14 protein-coding genes are annotated in these 16,368 nt (G+C 68.6%); 8 read left to right on the top strand and 6 right to left on the bottom strand.

From position 1 onward, the window contains the following. Together acnA and ACTH43_RS06495 are read left to right on the top strand one after the other, a co-directional pair. Positions 1 to 2,190 (top strand): aconitate hydratase AcnA (acnA, locus tag ACTH43_RS06500; protein WP_441444107.1); only part of this gene is annotated, 2,190 nt, incomplete at its 5' end. 512 nt (positions 2,191 to 2,702) lie between these two features. After that, positions 2,703 to 4,586 carry a 1-deoxy-D-xylulose-5-phosphate synthase gene (locus ACTH43_RS06495; RefSeq protein ID WP_441444106.1) on the top strand — a complete coding sequence of 628 codons (1,884 nt, stop codon included), beginning with the start codon at positions 2,703 to 2,705 and terminating at the stop codon, positions 4,584 to 4,586. Between the two features lie 45 nt (positions 4,587 to 4,631). On the opposite strand, the gene map is transcribed toward ACTH43_RS06495, so the two are convergent. The 5 genes from map to ACTH43_RS06470 all read right to left on the bottom strand — a co-directional run bounded on the left by map (position 4,632) and on the right by ACTH43_RS06470 (position 9,639). Beyond that, a complete protein-coding gene (map, locus tag ACTH43_RS06490) occupies positions 4,632 to 5,453 on the bottom strand; it encodes a type I methionyl aminopeptidase (protein ID WP_441444118.1) in 822 nt (273 codons plus the stop codon). Further along, positions 5,453 to 6,481: a COX15/CtaA family protein gene (locus ACTH43_RS06485; RefSeq protein WP_441444105.1), complete on the bottom strand. Its 1,029-nt coding sequence runs from the start codon at positions 6,479 to 6,481 to the stop codon at positions 5,453 to 5,455. The genes map and ACTH43_RS06485 overlap by 1 nt, the downstream gene beginning before the upstream one ends. 110 nt (positions 6,482 to 6,591) lie before the next feature. Beyond that, on the bottom strand, positions 6,592 to 7,398 hold the full coding sequence (locus ACTH43_RS06480) for an ABC transporter permease (protein WP_441444104.1): 807 nt from the start codon (positions 7,396 to 7,398) through the stop codon (positions 6,592 to 6,594). Continuing rightward, complete coding sequence (locus ACTH43_RS06475) at positions 7,395 to 8,399, bottom strand: ABC transporter ATP-binding protein (RefSeq protein WP_441444103.1); 1,005 nt, start codon at positions 8,397 to 8,399, stop codon at positions 7,395 to 7,397. Before ACTH43_RS06475 ends, ACTH43_RS06480 begins: the two co-directional genes overlap by 4 nt. Positions 8,400 to 8,481: 82 nt before the next feature. Continuing rightward, positions 8,482 to 9,639 (bottom strand): glutathione S-transferase family protein, encoded by a 1,158-nt coding sequence (locus ACTH43_RS06470; RefSeq protein ID WP_441444102.1) that lies wholly within the window; start codon positions 9,637 to 9,639, stop codon positions 8,482 to 8,484. A gap of 228 nt (positions 9,640 to 9,867) precedes the next feature. Between ACTH43_RS06470 and ACTH43_RS06465 the strand changes: the two genes are divergently transcribed. From ACTH43_RS06465 to ACTH43_RS06440, 6 genes are all read left to right on the top strand, one after another. Next, entirely contained in the window at positions 9,868 to 10,617 is a 750-nt protein-coding gene (locus ACTH43_RS06465; RefSeq protein WP_441444101.1) for a helix-turn-helix transcriptional regulator, read from the top strand. After that, entirely contained in the window at positions 10,614 to 12,041 is a 1,428-nt protein-coding gene (gene sufB, locus ACTH43_RS06460) for a Fe-S cluster assembly protein SufB (protein WP_441444100.1), read from the top strand. The genes ACTH43_RS06465 and sufB overlap by 4 nt, the downstream gene beginning before the upstream one ends. After that, positions 12,041 to 13,363 carry a Fe-S cluster assembly protein SufD gene (gene sufD, locus ACTH43_RS06455; protein WP_441444099.1) on the top strand — a complete coding sequence of 441 codons (1,323 nt, stop codon included), beginning with the start codon at positions 12,041 to 12,043 and terminating at the stop codon, positions 13,361 to 13,363. Before sufB ends, sufD begins: the two co-directional genes overlap by 1 nt. Continuing rightward, entirely contained in the window at positions 13,363 to 13,701 is a 339-nt protein-coding gene (locus tag ACTH43_RS06450) for a non-heme iron oxygenase ferredoxin subunit (protein WP_441444098.1), read from the top strand. The genes sufD and ACTH43_RS06450 overlap by 1 nt, the downstream gene beginning before the upstream one ends. A 76-nt stretch (positions 13,702 to 13,777) precedes the next feature. Continuing rightward, positions 13,778 to 14,533, top strand: coding sequence for a Fe-S cluster assembly ATPase SufC (sufC, locus tag ACTH43_RS06445; RefSeq protein ID WP_441444097.1), 756 nt, complete (start codon positions 13,778 to 13,780; stop codon positions 14,531 to 14,533). Between the two features lie 100 nt (positions 14,534 to 14,633). Then, positions 14,634 to 14,966: a metal-sulfur cluster assembly factor gene (locus ACTH43_RS06440; RefSeq protein WP_441444096.1), complete on the top strand. Its 333-nt coding sequence runs from the start codon at positions 14,634 to 14,636 to the stop codon at positions 14,964 to 14,966. A gap of 144 nt (positions 14,967 to 15,110) precedes the next feature. Here ACTH43_RS06440 and ald read toward each other — a convergent pair whose 3' ends face one another. Further along, complete coding sequence (gene ald / locus ACTH43_RS06435) at positions 15,111 to 16,226, bottom strand: alanine dehydrogenase (protein WP_441444095.1); 1,116 nt, start codon at positions 16,224 to 16,226, stop codon at positions 15,111 to 15,113. Positions 16,227 to 16,368: the final 142 nt, after the last annotated feature.

Raw genomic sequence — 16,368 nt, 5'->3', positions numbered from 1 at the left:
TACCCGGACTCCTGCGTCGGCACCGACTCCCACACCACCATGGTCAACGGCCTGGGCGTGCTCGGCTGGGGCGTCGGCGGCATCGAGGCCGAGGCCGCGATGCTCGGCCAGCCGGTCTCCATGCTGATCCCGCGCGTGGTGGGCTTCAAGCTCACCGGCGAGATCCCGCCGGCCGCGACCGCCACCGACGTGGTGCTCACGATCACCGAGATGCTCCGCGAGCACGGCGTGGTGGGCAAGTTCGTCGAGTTCTACGGCGAGGGCGTCACCCAGGTGCCGCTCGCCAACCGCGCGACCATCGGCAACATGAGCCCCGAGTTCGGCTCCACCTGTGCGATCTTCCCGATCGACGAGGTGACCGTCGACTACATGCGTCTCACCGGCCGCACCGAGGAGCAGCTCGCGCTGGTCGAGGCCTACGCCAAGCGCCAGGGCCTGTGGCACGACGCCTCCAAGGAGGTCGCGTACTCCGAGTACCTCGAGCTGGACCTGTCCACCGTGGTGCCCTCGATCGCCGGCCCGAAGCGTCCGCAGGACCGCATCGTGCTGACCGAGGCCAAGGAGTCCTTCCGCGAGGTGCTCCCGTCCTACGCGCGTGACCACGAGGCCTCCGAGAACGGCGCGGACACCGCTGGCACCTTCCCCGCCTCGGATCCCGCCAGCCAGGGTTCGGACAACGACTCCGGCGGCTCGGCTCCCGAGCACCAGCACGTCACCGGCCGGGCATCGAATCCGGTGCAGGTCAGCGGTCGGGACTTCTCGATCGATCACGGCATCGTCTCGATCGCCTCGATCACGTCCTGCACCAACACCTCGAACCCCTCGGTGATGATGGCGGCGGGCCTGCTCGCGCAGAACGCGGTGGATCGCGGACTGGTCGCGAAGCCCTGGGTGAAGACCTCCATGGCCCCCGGGTCCCAGGTCGTCACGAACTACTACACCAAGGCTGGGCTCTGGCCCGCCCTGGAGTCGCTCGGCTTCCACCTGGTCGGCTACGGCTGCACCACCTGCATCGGCAACTCCGGCCCGCTGGACTCGGAGATCTCCGACGCGATCGCGGAGAAGGATCTCGCGGTCACCGCGGTGCTCTCGGGCAACCGCAACTTCGAGGGCCGCATCAACCCCGACGTCAAGATGAACTACCTGGCCTCCCCGCCGCTGGTCATCGCCTACGCGCTCGCGGGCACGATGGACTTCGACTTCGAGAACGACCCACTGGGGCAGGACAAGGACGGCGCGGACGTCTTCCTGCGCGACATCTGGCCGAACCCCACCGAGGTCGAGAAGGTCATCGCGGAGTCCATCTCCCAGGAGATGTTCACCGAGGACTACAAGGACGTCTTCACCGGCGACGAGCGCTGGCGCAACCTCGACACTCCCGAGGGTGCGACCTTCGAGTGGGATGACGAGTCGACCTACGTGCGCAAGCCCCCGTACTTCGAGGGAATGTCGGCGACGCCGGAGCCCGTATCCGACGTCTCCGGTGCGCGGGTGCTGGTCAAGGTCGGCGACTCGACCACCACTGACCACATCTCGCCCGCCGGTGCGATCAAGCTGGACTCCCCGGCTGGTCACTACCTCCAGGAGCACGGAGTTGCCCGCAAGGACTTCAACTCCTACGGCTCGCGCCGAGGAAACCACGAGGTGATGATCCGCGGCACCTTCGCGAACATCCGCATCAAGAACCAGCTGCTCGACGGCGTCGAGGGCGGGTACACCAAGAACCTGCTGACCGGCGAGCAGGAGTTCATCTACGACGCGGCCCAGGCCTACGCCGAGCAGGACATCCCGCTGGTGGTCCTCGCCGGCAAGGAGTACGGCACCGGTTCCTCCCGTGACTGGGCGGCCAAGGGCACCAAGCTCCTCGGCGTCGAGGTCGTCATCGCGGAGAGCTTCGAGCGGATCCACCGCTCGAACCTCATCGGCATGGGCGTGCTTCCCCTGCAGTACCCCGTGGGGGAGAACGCCGAGTCCCTCGGGATCGACGGCACGGAGACGTTCTCGTTCACCGGCGTGACCGCTCTGAACGACGGCTCCATCCCGAAGACGGTCAAGGTCGTCGCTGTGAAGGAAGACGGCTCCTCGGTGGAGTTCGACGCGCCCGTGCGCATCGACACCCCCGGTGAGGCGGAGTACTTCCGCAACGGCGGCATCCTGCAGTACGTGCTCCGCTCGCTGGTCGCAGCCTGACTGACGTGCTGCGAGGAACGAGCGGCAGGAAGCCAGGCAGACGGTAGAGCCTGACTGACGTGCTGCGAGGAACGAGCGGCAGGAAGCCAGGCAGACGGTAGAGCCTGACTGACGTGCTGCGAGGAACGAGCGGCAGGAAGCCAGGCAGGCAGTAGAGCCTGACTGACGTGTTGCGCGCAGCCGCCGCCTGATCGGCGCCATACGACGCCCCGGCCCTGAAGGGTCGGGGCGTCGTCGCGTCATGGCGCGTCCTGAGTCGGGAGTCCGGACCCCTGAAGCCTGAAGCCTGGGTCCTGGGTCCTGAGTCCTGAGTCCTGAGCGCCGATATGCGGCGCGGGCGAGTGCCCGAGTGCACCATTGCTCGGCCCCTCTGCACCGCGATGCACACCGAGGGCGGGACCCGTGAATCACCGGTGAAGATGTGCACAGATGTGATCACCTCGAGCGTCACCACAGGTCACGAGGACATAGGCTGGCCGAGTTCCGGCCCCGTCCCTGAGGGAGGACCACGCGTGTCCACCATTGAGCACCGTTCCGCCACCCCGCACCGCGGGCGAGCTGCAGTGACCCCGTCGGCACCGGCTGCGGATGCTTCCACCCCACCGTCAGAGGTTCCAATTCCGGGCGGCCCCGAGGCGCTGCGGGCGCTCGACGCCGCACAGCTGCCGGGGCTGGCACGCACTCTGCGTCGGCGTCTGCTGGAGATCTGCTCGCGCAGCGGAGGCCACCTGGGACCGAACCTCGGCGTGGTCGAGCTGACGATCGCCCTGCACCGCGAGTTCCGTTCCCCGGACGAGCCGATCGTCTTCGACACCGGTCATCAGGCCTATGTGCACAAGATGCTCACCGGGCGCGCCGATCTGCCGGGGCTGCGCACCGCGGGCGGCATCGCGGGCTACCCGGACCGCGCGGAGTCGGTCCACGATCTGGTGGAGAACTCCCACGCCTCGGGATCCATCGCCTGGGCCCACGGACTGGATCGCGCCCACCGGCTCGCCGGGGCCGACGGGGCCGCGGTCGCAGTCATCGGGGACGGCGCTCTCACCGGAGGGGTGGGCCTGGAGGCCCTCAACCTGCTCGCCTCCGATCAGGGCTCGCGCACTGTCGTGGTGCTCAACGACAACACCCGCTCCTATGCCCCCACCGTGGGCGGGATCGCCGAGCATCTCGCCGAGCTCCGCGCCGGCCGGATCGGTGCCGGAGAGGATCTCTTCACCTCGCTCGGGCTGACCTATCTCGGACCGGTCGACGGCCATGACCTCACCGCCCTCGCCGACGCCCTGACCGCAGCTCGACGTGCCGCGGAGGATCCCACGAGCTCCGGGGTGCTCGTCCACGTCCTGACCCGGAAGGGTGCCGGCTTCGCTCGCGCGGAATCGGACACCGTGGACCATTGGCATGCCACCAGTCCCTTCACCATCCAGGAGCAGGCCGCACCGGGAGCGCCGACGGAGACCTGGACCTCCCGGTTCGGCGCCGCGATGCTCGATGCCGCCCGCGCCGATGAGCGCGTGGTCGCGATCAGCGCCGCGATGATCGACCCCGTGGGCCTCACCCCGATGCAGCAGGAGCTGCCGGGGCGCGTGCTCGATGTCGGGATCGCCGAGCAGCTCGCGCTCGACACGGCCGCCGGACTCTCCGCCGGCGGCCGCAAACCCGTGGTCTCCCTCTACGCGACCTTCCTGAACCGGGCGATCGACCAGCTGCTGCTCGATGTCGCCCTGCACGGCGAAGACGTCACGATCACCTTGGACCGGGCCGGTGTCACCGGCGATGACGGGCCCAGCCATCACGGGATCTGGGACCTCGCCCTGGCGACGAAGGTGCCCGGTCTCTCGCTGTGGGCGCCCCGGGACGGAGTTCGTCTCGATGCCGCGGTCCCCGCCGCTCTCGGGACCCTCGGCCCGTCCCTGGTGCGCTTCCCCAAGGGAGCCTGCCCGCCGGAGCTGCCGGCTCTCGCGCAGCTGCCTGCCGGGGAGGTGCTCGCCGGTGACGCGCACGCACCCGTCGACATCCTGCTGGTCTCCATCGGTGCTCTGGCTGGCCGCGCCGTCGAGGCCGCCGCAGAGCTCGCTGCGGCGCATCCAGAGCTGAACCTCGTGGTCCTCGACCCGGTGCAGTCACTGCCGCTGGGGGAGGAGCTGCTGGACCTCGCCGCGACCGCGCGCGCGGTCGTCACGCTCGAGGACGGCCTGGCCGAGCACGGGATCGGTGCGGCCCTCGGTACGCGGCTCGCCCGGCGTGCCACGCTCTCCGCGCCCGGACCGGTCCTGCGCAGCCTTGGCGTCGACCTGGAGTTCATCCCGCATGGGAAACGCGATGCGATCCTCGCGGCTCAGGGCCTGGATGCCGCGGGCATCGCAGCGAGCATCCGCTCTCTCCTGCAGGGGAGCTGAGCCGCGGGGCTGCACCTTCACCCACGCGTGGGCCGGCGCTCCGTCTCAGCCCAGTGAGCTGCGCGGGGAGGGGTCGTCGGGCCGGGCGGTGAGGATGATCGGTGCGCCGGTGGTGACCTGCAGGGTGTGCTCGGCATGGGCCCCGCGGGAGCCGTCGGCCGAGAGCTGCGTCCAGCCATCTCGCTCGTCGACCTTGAGCTCCGAGGTGGTGGGCACCAGGAACGGCTCGACCGTGATCAGCTGTCCTGCCACCAGCGTGGGGCCACCGCCGGGGGTGCCGTGATTGGGCACGAAGGGTGCCTCATGCATGGTGCGCCCCACCCCATGACCGCCGAAGCGCTCATTGATGGTGTATCCGAGCGCGTGGGCCTCGTTCATCACCGCATGGCCGATGTCGCCCACGCTGTTCCCGGCGGTGACCTGGTCGATGCCGGCCCACATCACCCGCTCGGTGTCGCGGATCAGCTGGAGGTCCTCTTCGCGCGGTGTGCCCACGATGATCGAGAGGCAGGAGTCCGCGACCCAGCCCTCGACCTCGACGGCGAAGTCCAGGGAGAGCAGATCACCATCTTCCAGGAGCCGGTCGTAGGGACGGCCGTGCAACACCCCGTCGTTGACGGAGGTGCAGATCGCGTGCCCGAACGGGGAGGCCCCGAAGACCGGGTGGTACTCGATGTAGCAGCTGGTCGCGCCGGCCTCGCGGATCATGCGATGGGCTTCGGCATCCACTTCCAGGAGGTTCCAGCCGACGTCCACGACGTCGCGCAGGTGCGAGAGCACCGAGGCGACGAACTCTCCGGCCGGCCGGGCCTGGGCCAGGGTCGGCAGCTCCTGCGTGGAGCTGCGGCGGCGCTTGCCGAGGATCATCATGCCTCCGTGCTGAGGGGTGAGTCGCCGGCTGCAGCTGCAGCCGGGTGCGGTTCCTGCCAGGTGACCAGGCGGGCTCCCACCCATGCGATCCCGGCGCCGAACAGCGCCGCACCGATCAGGTGGAGGAACACGATCAGCTCCGGAAGGCCGAGGAAGTACTGGACATAGCCGATGATGCCCTGGACCACGGTCAGGACCACCAGCCACCAGGCCGCGACGATCGCCTCACGCCGCGCCGCGGATCGGTGGAGCACGACCAGCAGGACTGCGAGCAGGGCGCAGAACGCATAGACCGACAGGGCGTGGATCCGGGAGGCGATCATGGGGTTCAGCGCAATCCGGGTGACGTCTCCGGCGTCCCCGGAATGAGGTCCGGTGCCGGTGACGATCGTGCCCAGGACCAGCACTACGAAGCCCACCACCGCGAGGGGTACGAAGACTTGGAGAGCACGCACCGGGACTGCCCGCCGGATCGCACCGTCGCCGTCATAGAGGCGCACCAGCAGCACCATCGAGACCGCGGCCAGCACTGGGGAGAGCAGGAAGTGGGGGCTGACGATGCCCGGGTGTAGATCCGCGAACACCACGACCATGCCGACGATCGCCTGCACAGCGGTGCCGATCAGGGGGACGCAGGCCAGGCGGCGGAAGCCGGTGCCCTTGTGCCCGAGCCAGCGCCAGCTCACCAGCAGCAGTGCGACCGCGAACACGGTCAGCACCCCGGTCAGCGAACGGTTGCCGAATTCCACGAAGGGGTGGATGCCCGCCTCCATGGTGAGCACCGGTGTGAACTGCCCTGGCTCGCAGTTCGGCCAGGTGGAGCATCCCAGCCCGCTGCCGGTCAGCCGTACGGCGGCGCCCGAGAGGATGATCCCGATCTGCGAGAGCAGGTTCCCCCAGAACACCACCGCGGCCACCCGGGCACGGCGCTGCGGGCCCCAGGAGGGCAGGCGGGGATCGGGCAGGGTGGTCAGGCGCCGGTAGCGCTCAGGGGCGCGCGGCGCGGCTGCGACGGGACTGGACATGCTCCGAGTCTAGATTCTGCCGCGGTGAGAACGCTGGGCGCAGCGGACGGATGCGACCGACGACGCATCCTGGGCGTCCCGCAGCCGCTCTGCTGTTGCTCTGCAGCCGCTCAGCTGTCCGTCCAGCGGAACCAGCGCATGACGGCGAGCACCCCGCCGACGGCCCAGACCAGCAGCACCACGACGGAGCCGACGGAGAACGGTCCGGAGGCCAGACATGCGCGCATCAGCTCACCGAGTGCACCGGAGGGCAGCAGATCGACCAGGCCTCCCAGGATCCGCGGATAGGCGGCGGTGGGGAAGGCGACGCCGCCGGCCGCGATCATCAGCACGAACACCAGGTTCGAGACGGCCAGCACCGCCTCGGTGCGCAGCGTGCCAGCGATCAGCATGCCCAGCGAACCGAAGGCGACGGTGCCCACGAGCCACACCGGGATCAGCCCGAGCAGCCCCGACAGCTCGGGCCGCCAACCGATGATCAGCGCGATCAGCCCGAGGACGATCACCTGGAGGACATGGGTGGTCAGTGTCGCGAGGATCTTGCCGGCCAGGTACCCGCCGCGTCCCAGCGGTGTGGTCGCCACCCAGCGCAGCACGCCGTTGCGGCGGTCGAAGCCGGTGAGGATGGCCTGCGAGGTGAAGGAGGTGGAGATCAGCGCCGTGGCGAAGGTCGCGGCGACGGCGGTGTCGACCGCGGCGACGCCCTCGAGCCTGCCCAGCGGCAGCAGCCATAGCCCGATCAGCACCATCGCCGGCAGCGCGACGGCAACGGTGAGCTGCTCCCCGTTGGAGAGCAGAACCCTGGCCTCGAGCCCGGCGTGGGAGAGGATCCGACGCAGCGCGGGCGCAGGACGGGGGCTCCGCTCCGGCCGCACTGGTGCAGGGGAGGCGGGCGCAGGAGAGGTGGGGTTGGTCATCGGTGTTCCTCTCGGGAGGTGGAGAGGCGTGCCGCGGGTTCAGGCATCTCGGGATCGGGCTGTCCGGCGCTGAGGTCCTCGACCCGGTGGCTCTCGACGCTGTGGTCCTCGGCGTCGTGCTGCTGAGCCGCGTGCTCCTCGGCCGCGTGCTCTTCATCCATCAGATCCAGCAGCACGGATTCCAGATCAGCCGCGCCGCCCGAGGTCACTTCCAGCCGCACGCCATGGCGTGCGGCGGCTGTGCGCAGATCGGCTTCGAGCGCGGGTGCCACCTGAGGGTCGACGCCCGAGGCGGTGGCCTGCACGACCATGGCACCGTCGGCCGAGCGGTGGTCGTTGATCACGTCCTGGACGGAGCCGGAGGCGAGGACCTGGCCGCGGGAGATCACCCGGACCGCGTCGGCGAGGCCCACCACGTCATCCATCAGGTGGGTGGTGAGCACGACGGCGGTGCCGGTGCGGGCGAGCCCACGGATCAGCTCGCGCACCCGGCGGCGGATCGACGGGTCCATCCCTGCGGTGGGCTCGTCCAGGAAGACCAGGTCCGGGCGGCCGATGATGGCGAGCGCGAGGGCCAGGCGCTGACGCTGGCCGCCGGAGAGACGCCGCACCAGGGTGCGCGCGAAGGTGTCGATGCCCAGATGCTCGGCCACCTCCTCGACGTCCAACGGTGCGGCGTGGAGGGCCGCGCCGTAGCGCAGCAGCTGCATCGCCCCGGCACCCGAGGCGAGCCCGCCGTCCTGGATCATCACCCCCACCCGGGCGCGATGCTCCGGGCTGGAGCGCCAGGGGTCGACACCCAGCACCCGCACGCTGCCGCTGTCAGGGCGCAGCAGGCCCGTGGCGCAGGAGATGGCGGTGGTCTTACCGGCACCGTTGCTTCCCAGCAGCGCGGTCACGGCACCGCGCTCTGCGGTCAGGGTGAGCCCGTCCAGCGCGCGGACGGAGCCGTAGCTGAGGGAGAGGTCGGTGGCGACAAGGGCAGGGGAGTGGTCGTCCATGGCGCTCACCATCGTAGGCCGCGGCCCGCAGAACCAGCACCCGACGTGAGCGACCGGTCATGCGCGCCGGGCAGAGAGGTTCTCAGCGGCCGGTCACCTGCAGAGGGGTGTGCGCGGGATCGACCACCTCGGCGGCCAGCGGTGCCGCCGGGGCAGTGCCTCCGGGGCCCCAGGTGTCGGTCTCGAAGCGGTCGCGATCGTGGGGGTCCAGCAGCGGTTCGAGGGCCGGGCCCAGCGGCACCACCTGGGTGGGGTTCAGGTCCTCGTGCACGAAGTAGTAGTGGCGCTTGATCTGCTCGAAGTCGACGGTGTCCCCGAAGCCGGGGGTCGTGAACAGGTCCTTGGTGTAGTTCCACAGGTTCGGCATGCTCGAGAGCGTCTGCCGGTTCGCCTTGAAGTGGCCGTGGTACACGGGATCGAAGCGGATCAGGGTCGTGAACAGGCGCACATCCGCTTCCGTGATCGAGGGACCCAACAGGTAGCGGCTGCGGCCCAGGCGCTCCTCGAGCTCGTCGAGCGCCTCCCACAGTGCGCGGTACTCCTTCTCGTACGCCTCCTGGGAGCCCGCGAAGCCGACTTTGTACACGCCGTTGTTGACGTGGTGGAGCATCCACTTGTTCAGCGCGTCGATCTCCTCGCGCTGCGCCTCGGGGTAGAGGTCCGGCGCACCCGCGCGGTGGTGATCGCTCCACTCCGTGGCGAAGTCGAGGGTGATCTGCTGGAAGTCATTGGTGACGACCGCCTTGGTGGGGACGTCCACCACGGCGGGGACGGTGATGCCGCGGGGGTAGTCCGGGAATCGCGCGAAATACGCCTGCTGGAGTCGCTCGTAGCCGAGCACCGGGTCGACTCCGCCCTCGTCGAGATCGAAGGTCCAGGAGCGCTTGTCGTGGGTCGGGCCGGGCATGCCCACGGAGAGCACGTCCTCCAGGCCGAGCAGGCGACGGGAGATCAGGGTGCGGTTCGCCCAGGGGCAGGCGCGCGCCGCGACCAGGCGGTACCGGTCCTTCTCCACGGGCCAGCCGTCGCGGCCATCACGCGTGATCCGGTCATCGATGTAGTTCATGTCGCGGTCGAAGGATCCGCCGACGGTGACATAGGCGCCCCGCGTCGAATGCTCCTCGGAGGCAGTCGGTGCGGCAGTGGGCGGGGGAGTGGACGAAGCAGCGGGCGCGGCAGTGGACGAAGCAGCGGATGAGGCGGTGGCTGGGCCGGCGGGGTGCGTGCTCTCAGCAGGCATGGGATGGTCCCTTCAGGTCGGGGAGGCGTCCCTCGAAGGGTAGTTGAAAACGGCACCAATTGGAAGCGCGGCCTGTCGGCGACGCCTTTCGTGGCAGTTGCGGGCGGCTGCGGAAGGCGTGTCTGCCCAGGTAAGGGGATCCTTCGTGCTGTGGCGCACAGGGGTCCGTACGTATTTGGCAACACTTATGTTGTAAAATCGAAAGGCGATGGACGGGAGGAGGCAGCAATGACCGCATCAGGCACAGCACCAGGCATCGAGACGGCCGTCACGCAGACCACGCGCGACCGCCTCGTGGATGCGATCTCGACCCACGGCCCGATCACCGCACGTCGGCTGGCCGAGCAGTTCGGCCTCACCAGTGCTGCGGTGCGCCGCCATCTGGCGGCGCTCGAGGCGGAGGGGGTCATCGCCGAGCACGACCTCCCCATCGCCCCGCGCGGCCGCGGGCGGCCCAGCAAGTCGTTCGTGCTCTCGCCCTCGGCCCACGAGGATCTGCCCGGTGGGTATGACGAACTCGCCGTGATGGCGATGGACGAGCTCGCCCGACTGGGCGGAAGCGAGGCGGTGACCGCCCTGGCGGAACGCCGCATCGCCGACTGGGAGAGCGTGCTGGCCGAGCGCGTCGCACAGCGTGAGGAGGCGGGGGAGGACATCACCGTCACCCGCAAGCTCGAGCTGCTCTCCGAACTGCTCACGGAGCGAGGGTACGCCACTTCGGTGCGCCCACTCCATGTGCCGCTGCCCGGCAGGGGCCCCCAGGCGGGAGCCGCTCCGCGTACCCTCGTCACGGCCCAGCTGTGCCACGGGCACTGCCCGGTCCTCGACGTCGCCGCAGATCACCCCGAGCTGTGCGAAGCTGAATCCCGCGTCATCTCCCGAATCATCGGAGCGCCTGTCCAGCGTCTTGCCACGCTGGCGCAGGGGGCTCACGTCTGCACGACTCATATTCCGCTCACCGAGGGAAGGACACCATGACGAGCGCACCAGAAAAGCTCACACAGGACGAGATCATCGACTCCATGGGCCAGTACGCCTATGGATGGCATGACGAGGACTCCGCCGGTGCCAGCGCGCGCCGCGGTCTGTCCGAGGACGTCGTGCGCGACATCTCGGCCCGCAAGGACGAACCGGAGTGGATGCTCGAGCGCCGTCTGAAGGCACTCAAGCTGTTCTACAAGAAGCCGCTGCCCACCTGGGGTCCCGACCTCTCGGGCATCGCCTTCGACCACATCAAGTACTTCGTCCGCTCCACCGAGAAGCAGGTCACCTCCTGGGAGGATCTGCCTGCGGACATCAAGGAGACCTACGACCGCCTCGGCATCCCCGAGGCCGAGAAGCAGCGTCTGGTCTCCGGCGTCGCCGCGCAGTACGAGTCCGAGGTCGTCTACCACCAGATCCGCGAGGATCTGGAGGAGCAGGGCGTCATCTTCCTGGACACCGACACCGCGCTCAAGGAGCACCCGGAGCTCTTCAAGGAGTACTTCGGCACCGTCATCCCCTCGGGTGACAACAAGTTCTCCGCACTGAACACCGCGGTGTGGTCCGGCGGCTCCTTCGTGTACGTCCCCAAGGGCGTCCATGTGGAGATCCCGCTGCAGGCCTACTTCCGGATCAACACCGAGAACATGGGCCAGTTCGAGCGCACGCTGATCATCGCCGACGAGGGCTCTTACGTGCACTACGTCGAGGGCTGCACCGCGCCGATCTACAAGTCGGACTCGCTGCACAGCGCCGTCGTGGAGATCATCGTGAAGAAGGACGCACGCGTCCGCTACACGACGATCCAGAACTGGTCGAACAACGTGTACAACCTGGTCACCAAGCGCACGATCGTCGAACAGGGCGGCGTGATGGAGTGGGTCGACGGCAACATCGGCTCCAAGGTCACCATGAAGTACCCGGCCGTCTGGCTGATGGGCGAGCACGCCCGCGGCGAGACCCTCTCGGTCGCCTTCGCGGGCGAGGGCCAGAACCAGGACACCGGTTCGAAGATGGTGCACATGGCGCCTCACACATCGAGCTCGATCGTCTCGAAGTCGGTCTCCCGCGGTGGTGGACGCAGTTCTTACCGAGGTCTCGTGCAGGTCATGCCGGGCGCGGAGCACTCCGCCTCGACCGTGCTGTGCGATGCGCTGCTGGTGGACACCATCTCCCGCACCGACACCTACCCCTACGTCGACGTCCGTGTCGACGATGTCCAGATGGGCCACGAGGCCACCGTCTCCAAGGTCTCCGAGGAGCAGCTCTTCTACCTGATGAGTCGCGGCATGGACGAGACCGAGGCGATGGCCATGATCGTGCGTGGGTTCATCGAGCCCATCGCCCGCGAGCTCCCGATGGAGTACGCACTGGAGCTGAACCGCCTGATCGAGCTGCAGATGGAAGGAGCAGTCGGTTGATGACGACCACTGATGTGAAGGGTGCCGAGAACGCTGGGGATCCGGCCGCGAACGAGGCCGTGGGCCACGCCGCAGGAGCCGCCCCCGTCGTCGCCCAGTCCGCCCTCGACGATGTCGAGACCACCGCGGCGCCGGAGCTGGAGGAGGAGAATCTGACCCTGCCGGGACAGGACGTCTCCGCCGCCCATGCCGCGTCGAACCGAGGCGCGCGAAAGCGTTCCTTCGAGGTCTCCGACCACGAGGTCCCCAAGAGCGACATCGAGGAGTGGCGCTTCACCCCGCTGCGCCGTTTCGCGCCCCTGTTCCAGGACGTCGCGACCGACGACCGCGAGGGCGATCCTGCGGTCGATTACCAGGTCATGGTGCCCGAAGGGGCTCCCGAGATCTCCACTCTGGCGCCCGGCGAGGCTCCCCGCGGCACCGTCCTGGTGCCCGAGGACCTGGCCTCCGCGGTCGCGTCGGCACGCACCGAGCAGGCACTGCACCTGGTCGCCGCGAAGAACGCCACCTATGACACGCCGTTCCGCGTGGACATGACCGGCCGGGGCGCCGAGCGTCGCGCCAACGCGCACATCGTGCTCGAGGCGAAGGAGTCGAGCTCGGCGACCTTCGTGCTCAACCACGCCGGTTCCGCGCAGTATGCGCAGAACGTCGAGATGATCGTCGGCGACAACGCGCAGATGACCGTCATCACCCTGCACGACTGGGATGACGACGCGGTGCACATCGCGACCCATCACGCCCGCGTGGGTCGTGACGCGAAGCTCAAGCATGTCGCCGTCACCCTGGGTGGCAGCGCGGTGCGCTTCAACGCGATCGGCGAGTATGCGGCAACCGGTGGCGAGATCGAGAAGCTCGGCCTGTACTTCTCCGATGAGGGGCAGTTCTTCGAGAACCGCCTGTTCATCGACCACAGCGCCCCGCGCTGCACCTCCAACGTGGCCTACAAGGGCGCGCTGCAGGGCAAGAACGCCCGCTCGGTGTGGGTCGGTGATGTGCTGATCCGCAAGGAGGCCGAGGGCACCAACACCTACGAGCTCAACCGCAATCTGCTGCTCACCGAGGGGGCACGCGCCGACTCGGTGCCGAACCTCGAGATCGAGACCGGTGAGATCGAAGGCGCGGGCCACGCCGCTGCGACGGGTCGTTTCGACGACGAGCAGCTGTTCTACCTGCGTTCTCGCGGAATCGACGAGATCGAGGCGCGTCGGCTCGTGGTGCGCGGCTTCTTCGCCGAGATCATCCAGCAGATCGACGTCCCCGAGATCCGTGAGCGGCTCTCGGCCTCGATCGAGGGCGAACTCGCACGGAGCATGAACTGATGTCGGACGCCTTCGTCCCCGTCGCCGCCCTGGCAGACCTCGCCCCCGGCGAGGCGATCGATGTCGTCGTCGACGGCATCGAGATCGCCCTGGTGCGCGCCGAGGACGGGGGCGTCCACGCCCTCGAGGACATCTGCTCGCACGACGAGATCGCGCTGAGCGATGGCGACGTCGAGGGCTGCACCATCGAATGCTGGAAGCACGGCAGCCAGTTCGACCTGGTCACAGGTCGTCCCCTGCAGCTTCCTGCGGTCCTTCCCGTGCGGGTCTTTCCCGTGCGGATCGACGAGAGCAGCGGCGAGATCCTGGTGGATCCGACCGTCGCCCCCGGCACCTGATCACTCCGGGCGCCTCTCCACGGCGCCCTTCCGACTTCACGAACCCACCAGCATCCCTGGTCAAGGAGAACCACCTATGTCGATCCTCGAGATCAAGAACCTCCACGCCACCGTCGATACTCCTGAGGGCACCAAGGAGATCCTCAAGGGCGTCGACCTCACCATCAAGGCCGGCGAGACCCATGCCATCATGGGCCCCAACGGCTCCGGCAAGTCGACCCTCGCGTATGCCGTCGCCGGTCACCCCAAGTACCAGATCACCGAGGGCGAGGTCCTCCTCGACGGTGAGAACGTGCTCGAGATGAGCGTCGACGAGCGCGCCCGTGCGGGTCTCTTCCTCGCGATGCAGTACCCGGTCGAGGTCCCCGGCGTCACCGTCTCGAACTTCCTGCGCACGGCCAAGACCGCGATCGATGGCGAGGCCCCCGCGCTGCGCACCTGGGTCAAGGACATGAAGGGCGCGATGGCGGATCTGAAGATGGATCCCGTCTTCGCCGAGCGCAACGTCAACGAAGGGTTCTCCGGCGGCGAGAAGAAGCGCCACGAGATCCTCCAGATGCAGCTGCTCAAGCCCAGCATCGCGATCCTCGACGAGACCGACTCCGGTCTCGACGTCGACGCGCTGCGTGTGGTCTCCGAGGGCGTCAACCGCGTCAAGGAGAACTCCGAGGTGGGCATCATGCTGATCACCCACTACACCCGCATCCTGCAGTACGTGAAGCCGGACTTCGTCCACGTCTTCGTGAACGGCCGGATCGCCGAGCAGGGCGGCCCGGAGCTGGCCGAGCGCCTCGAGGCCGAGGGCTACGACCGCTTCCTCGTCGGCGCCTGACGCCATTCGTCGGTCCGGCTCGGGAGGAAGTCCCGGGCCGGACCGGCCCCACCCCTTTCGGGAGCAGCACCTGCGCTCCCTATCCCCTCGGGAGGATGCGATGACCGAACAGAAGACCCCTGACGCGACGGTGAGCTCCGCCGACGTCATCGAGGCGATGAAGGACGTGATCGATCCCGAGCTCGGGATCAACGTCGTCGATCTCGGCCTCGTCTACGGCGTCACCGTCGAGGACGGCAATGCCGTCGTGGACATGACCCTGACCTCCGCCGCCTGCCCGCTGACGGACGTGCTCGAGGAGCAGACCTTCGCGGCGCTGGACCCCATCACCGAGACGCACCGCATCAACTGGGTGTGGATGCCGCCGTGGGGCATGGAGAAGATCACCGAGGACGGCCGCGAGCAGCTGCGCGCGATCGGCTTCAACCTCTGAGCTGAGGCTCAGCACGCCAGCGCCGTCCCGCGCCGCCGTGTACTCGGCTGTGCGCTCGGCCGGCAGCAGAAATGTCCCCGGAGGACCGATGCGATGATTCGCATCCGTCGTCCGGGGACATTTCTCGTTGAACCCCGGCCAGTCTCAGGCGATGATCTGCTCCGCTGAGGTGACCTCGAGACCGTGGGCCTCGCCGGTGCCCGCATGGGCGAGCATGCCCTCGTGGGTGTGCAGGCCCTTGGCGAGCGCATCGTCGGAGCGCATCGCGTCGCGCCAGCCGGCCCCGGCGATCTTCAGGATGTACGGCAGCGTGGCATTGTTCAGCGCCGCGGTGGCGGTCACCGGCACCGAGCCCGGCATGTTCGCCACGCAGTAGTAGACGGTGTCGTGGACGCGGAAGGTGGGATCGTCGTGCGTGGTGGGACGGGAGTGCTCGAAGCACCCGCCCTGGTCGATCGCGACATCCACGAGCACCGAGCCCGGCTTCATCGTGGAGACCATCTCATCGGTCACCAGCTTGGGCGCACGCTTGCCCGGGATCAGCACCGAGCCGACCACGACGTCCGCCCGCCTGATCTCCTCGGTCAGGTCCAGGGCCGTCGAATAGCGGGTGCGGATGTCGCCATGGTGCATGGTCGCGATCTGCCCGAGGCGGGAGACGTTCAGATCCATCACGGTGACATTCGCATGCAGGCCGTTGGCCATCATCGCGGCCTGCTCACCGACCACACCGCCGCCGATGACCAGCACGTTCGCCTCGCTCGTCCCGGGGACTCCGCCCATCAGCACCCCGGCGCCGCCGAGCGGCGCCATCAGGTGGTAGGCGCCGACCTGCGTGGCGAGACGACCCGCGATCGCGCTCATCGGCGCGAGCAGCGGCAGTGAGCGGTCGGGGAGCTGCACCGTCTCGTACGCGATCGCCGTGGCCCCCGAGGACAGGAGCGCCTCGGTGAGCTTCTGATCCGCGGCGAGGTGGAGGTAGGTGAAGAGGATCTGCCCCTTCCTCAGGTAGTCGTGCTCCTCGGGGAGCGGCTCCTTCACCTTGATGATCATCTCGGCCTGCGCCCAGACCTCCGCGGCCGAGTCGAGGATCGTGGCTCCGGCGGCACGATAGTCCTCGTCGGTCACTCGCGAACCGATGCCGGCGCCCGTCTCGACCACGACTTCGTGGCCACGGTCCACGAGCTCATGGACGCCGGCAGCGCCCAGACCCACACGATTCTCATTGTTCTTGATCTCCCGGGGTACCCCGATCCGCATGGCGCGCCTCTCTGCTGCGTTCTTCGGTCTCGATCGTGACCGCTCGGGCCAGCATCTCACCAACTCGGCGCCTGGGGGAGCTGAGCTGTGGAACGCGGCACCGTCGGCGCAATTCTCGTGCTCTGGGAGAGGCGGCGGCCCT

Source organism: Brachybacterium sp., assembly GCF_052095815.1.
Classification (GTDB): domain Bacteria; phylum Actinomycetota; class Actinomycetes; order Actinomycetales; family Dermabacteraceae; genus Brachybacterium.
This window is presented reverse-complemented; position numbering and strand designations above follow the sequence as displayed.

What these genes read in the sequence shown, in the direction of transcription:
- ACTH43_RS06470 (WP_441444102.1), bottom strand. Translation starts at nt 9,639, where the DNA reads ATGCCTGCTGAGAGCACGCACCCCGCCGGCCCAGCCACCGCCTCATCC.
- ACTH43_RS06475 (WP_441444103.1), bottom strand. Translation starts at nt 8,399, where the DNA reads ATGGACGACCACTCCCCTGCCCTTGTCGCCACCGACCTCTCCCTCAGC.
- ACTH43_RS06450 (WP_441444098.1), top strand. Translation starts at nt 13,363, where the DNA reads ATGTCGGACGCCTTCGTCCCCGTCGCCGCCCTGGCAGACCTCGCCCCC.
- sufB (WP_441444100.1), top strand. Translation starts at nt 10,614, where the DNA reads ATGACGAGCGCACCAGAAAAGCTCACACAGGACGAGATCATCGACTCC.
- ald (WP_441444095.1), bottom strand. Translation starts at nt 16,226, where the DNA reads ATGCGGATCGGGGTACCCCGGGAGATCAAGAACAATGAGAATCGTGTG.
- ACTH43_RS06480 (WP_441444104.1), bottom strand. Translation starts at nt 7,398, where the DNA reads ATGACCAACCCCACCTCTCCTGCGCCCGCCTCCCCTGCACCAGTGCGG.
- map (WP_441444118.1), bottom strand. Translation starts at nt 5,453, where the DNA reads ATGATCCTCGGCAAGCGCCGCCGCAGCTCCACGCAGGAGCTGCCGACC.
- sufD (WP_441444099.1), top strand. Translation starts at nt 12,041, where the DNA reads ATGACGACCACTGATGTGAAGGGTGCCGAGAACGCTGGGGATCCGGCC.
- ACTH43_RS06465 (WP_441444101.1), top strand. Translation starts at nt 9,868, where the DNA reads ATGACCGCATCAGGCACAGCACCAGGCATCGAGACGGCCGTCACGCAG.
- ACTH43_RS06485 (WP_441444105.1), bottom strand. Translation starts at nt 6,481, where the DNA reads ATGTCCAGTCCCGTCGCAGCCGCGCCGCGCGCCCCTGAGCGCTACCGG.
- sufC (WP_441444097.1), top strand. Translation starts at nt 13,778, where the DNA reads ATGTCGATCCTCGAGATCAAGAACCTCCACGCCACCGTCGATACTCCT.
- ACTH43_RS06440 (WP_441444096.1), top strand. Translation starts at nt 14,634, where the DNA reads ATGACCGAACAGAAGACCCCTGACGCGACGGTGAGCTCCGCCGACGTC.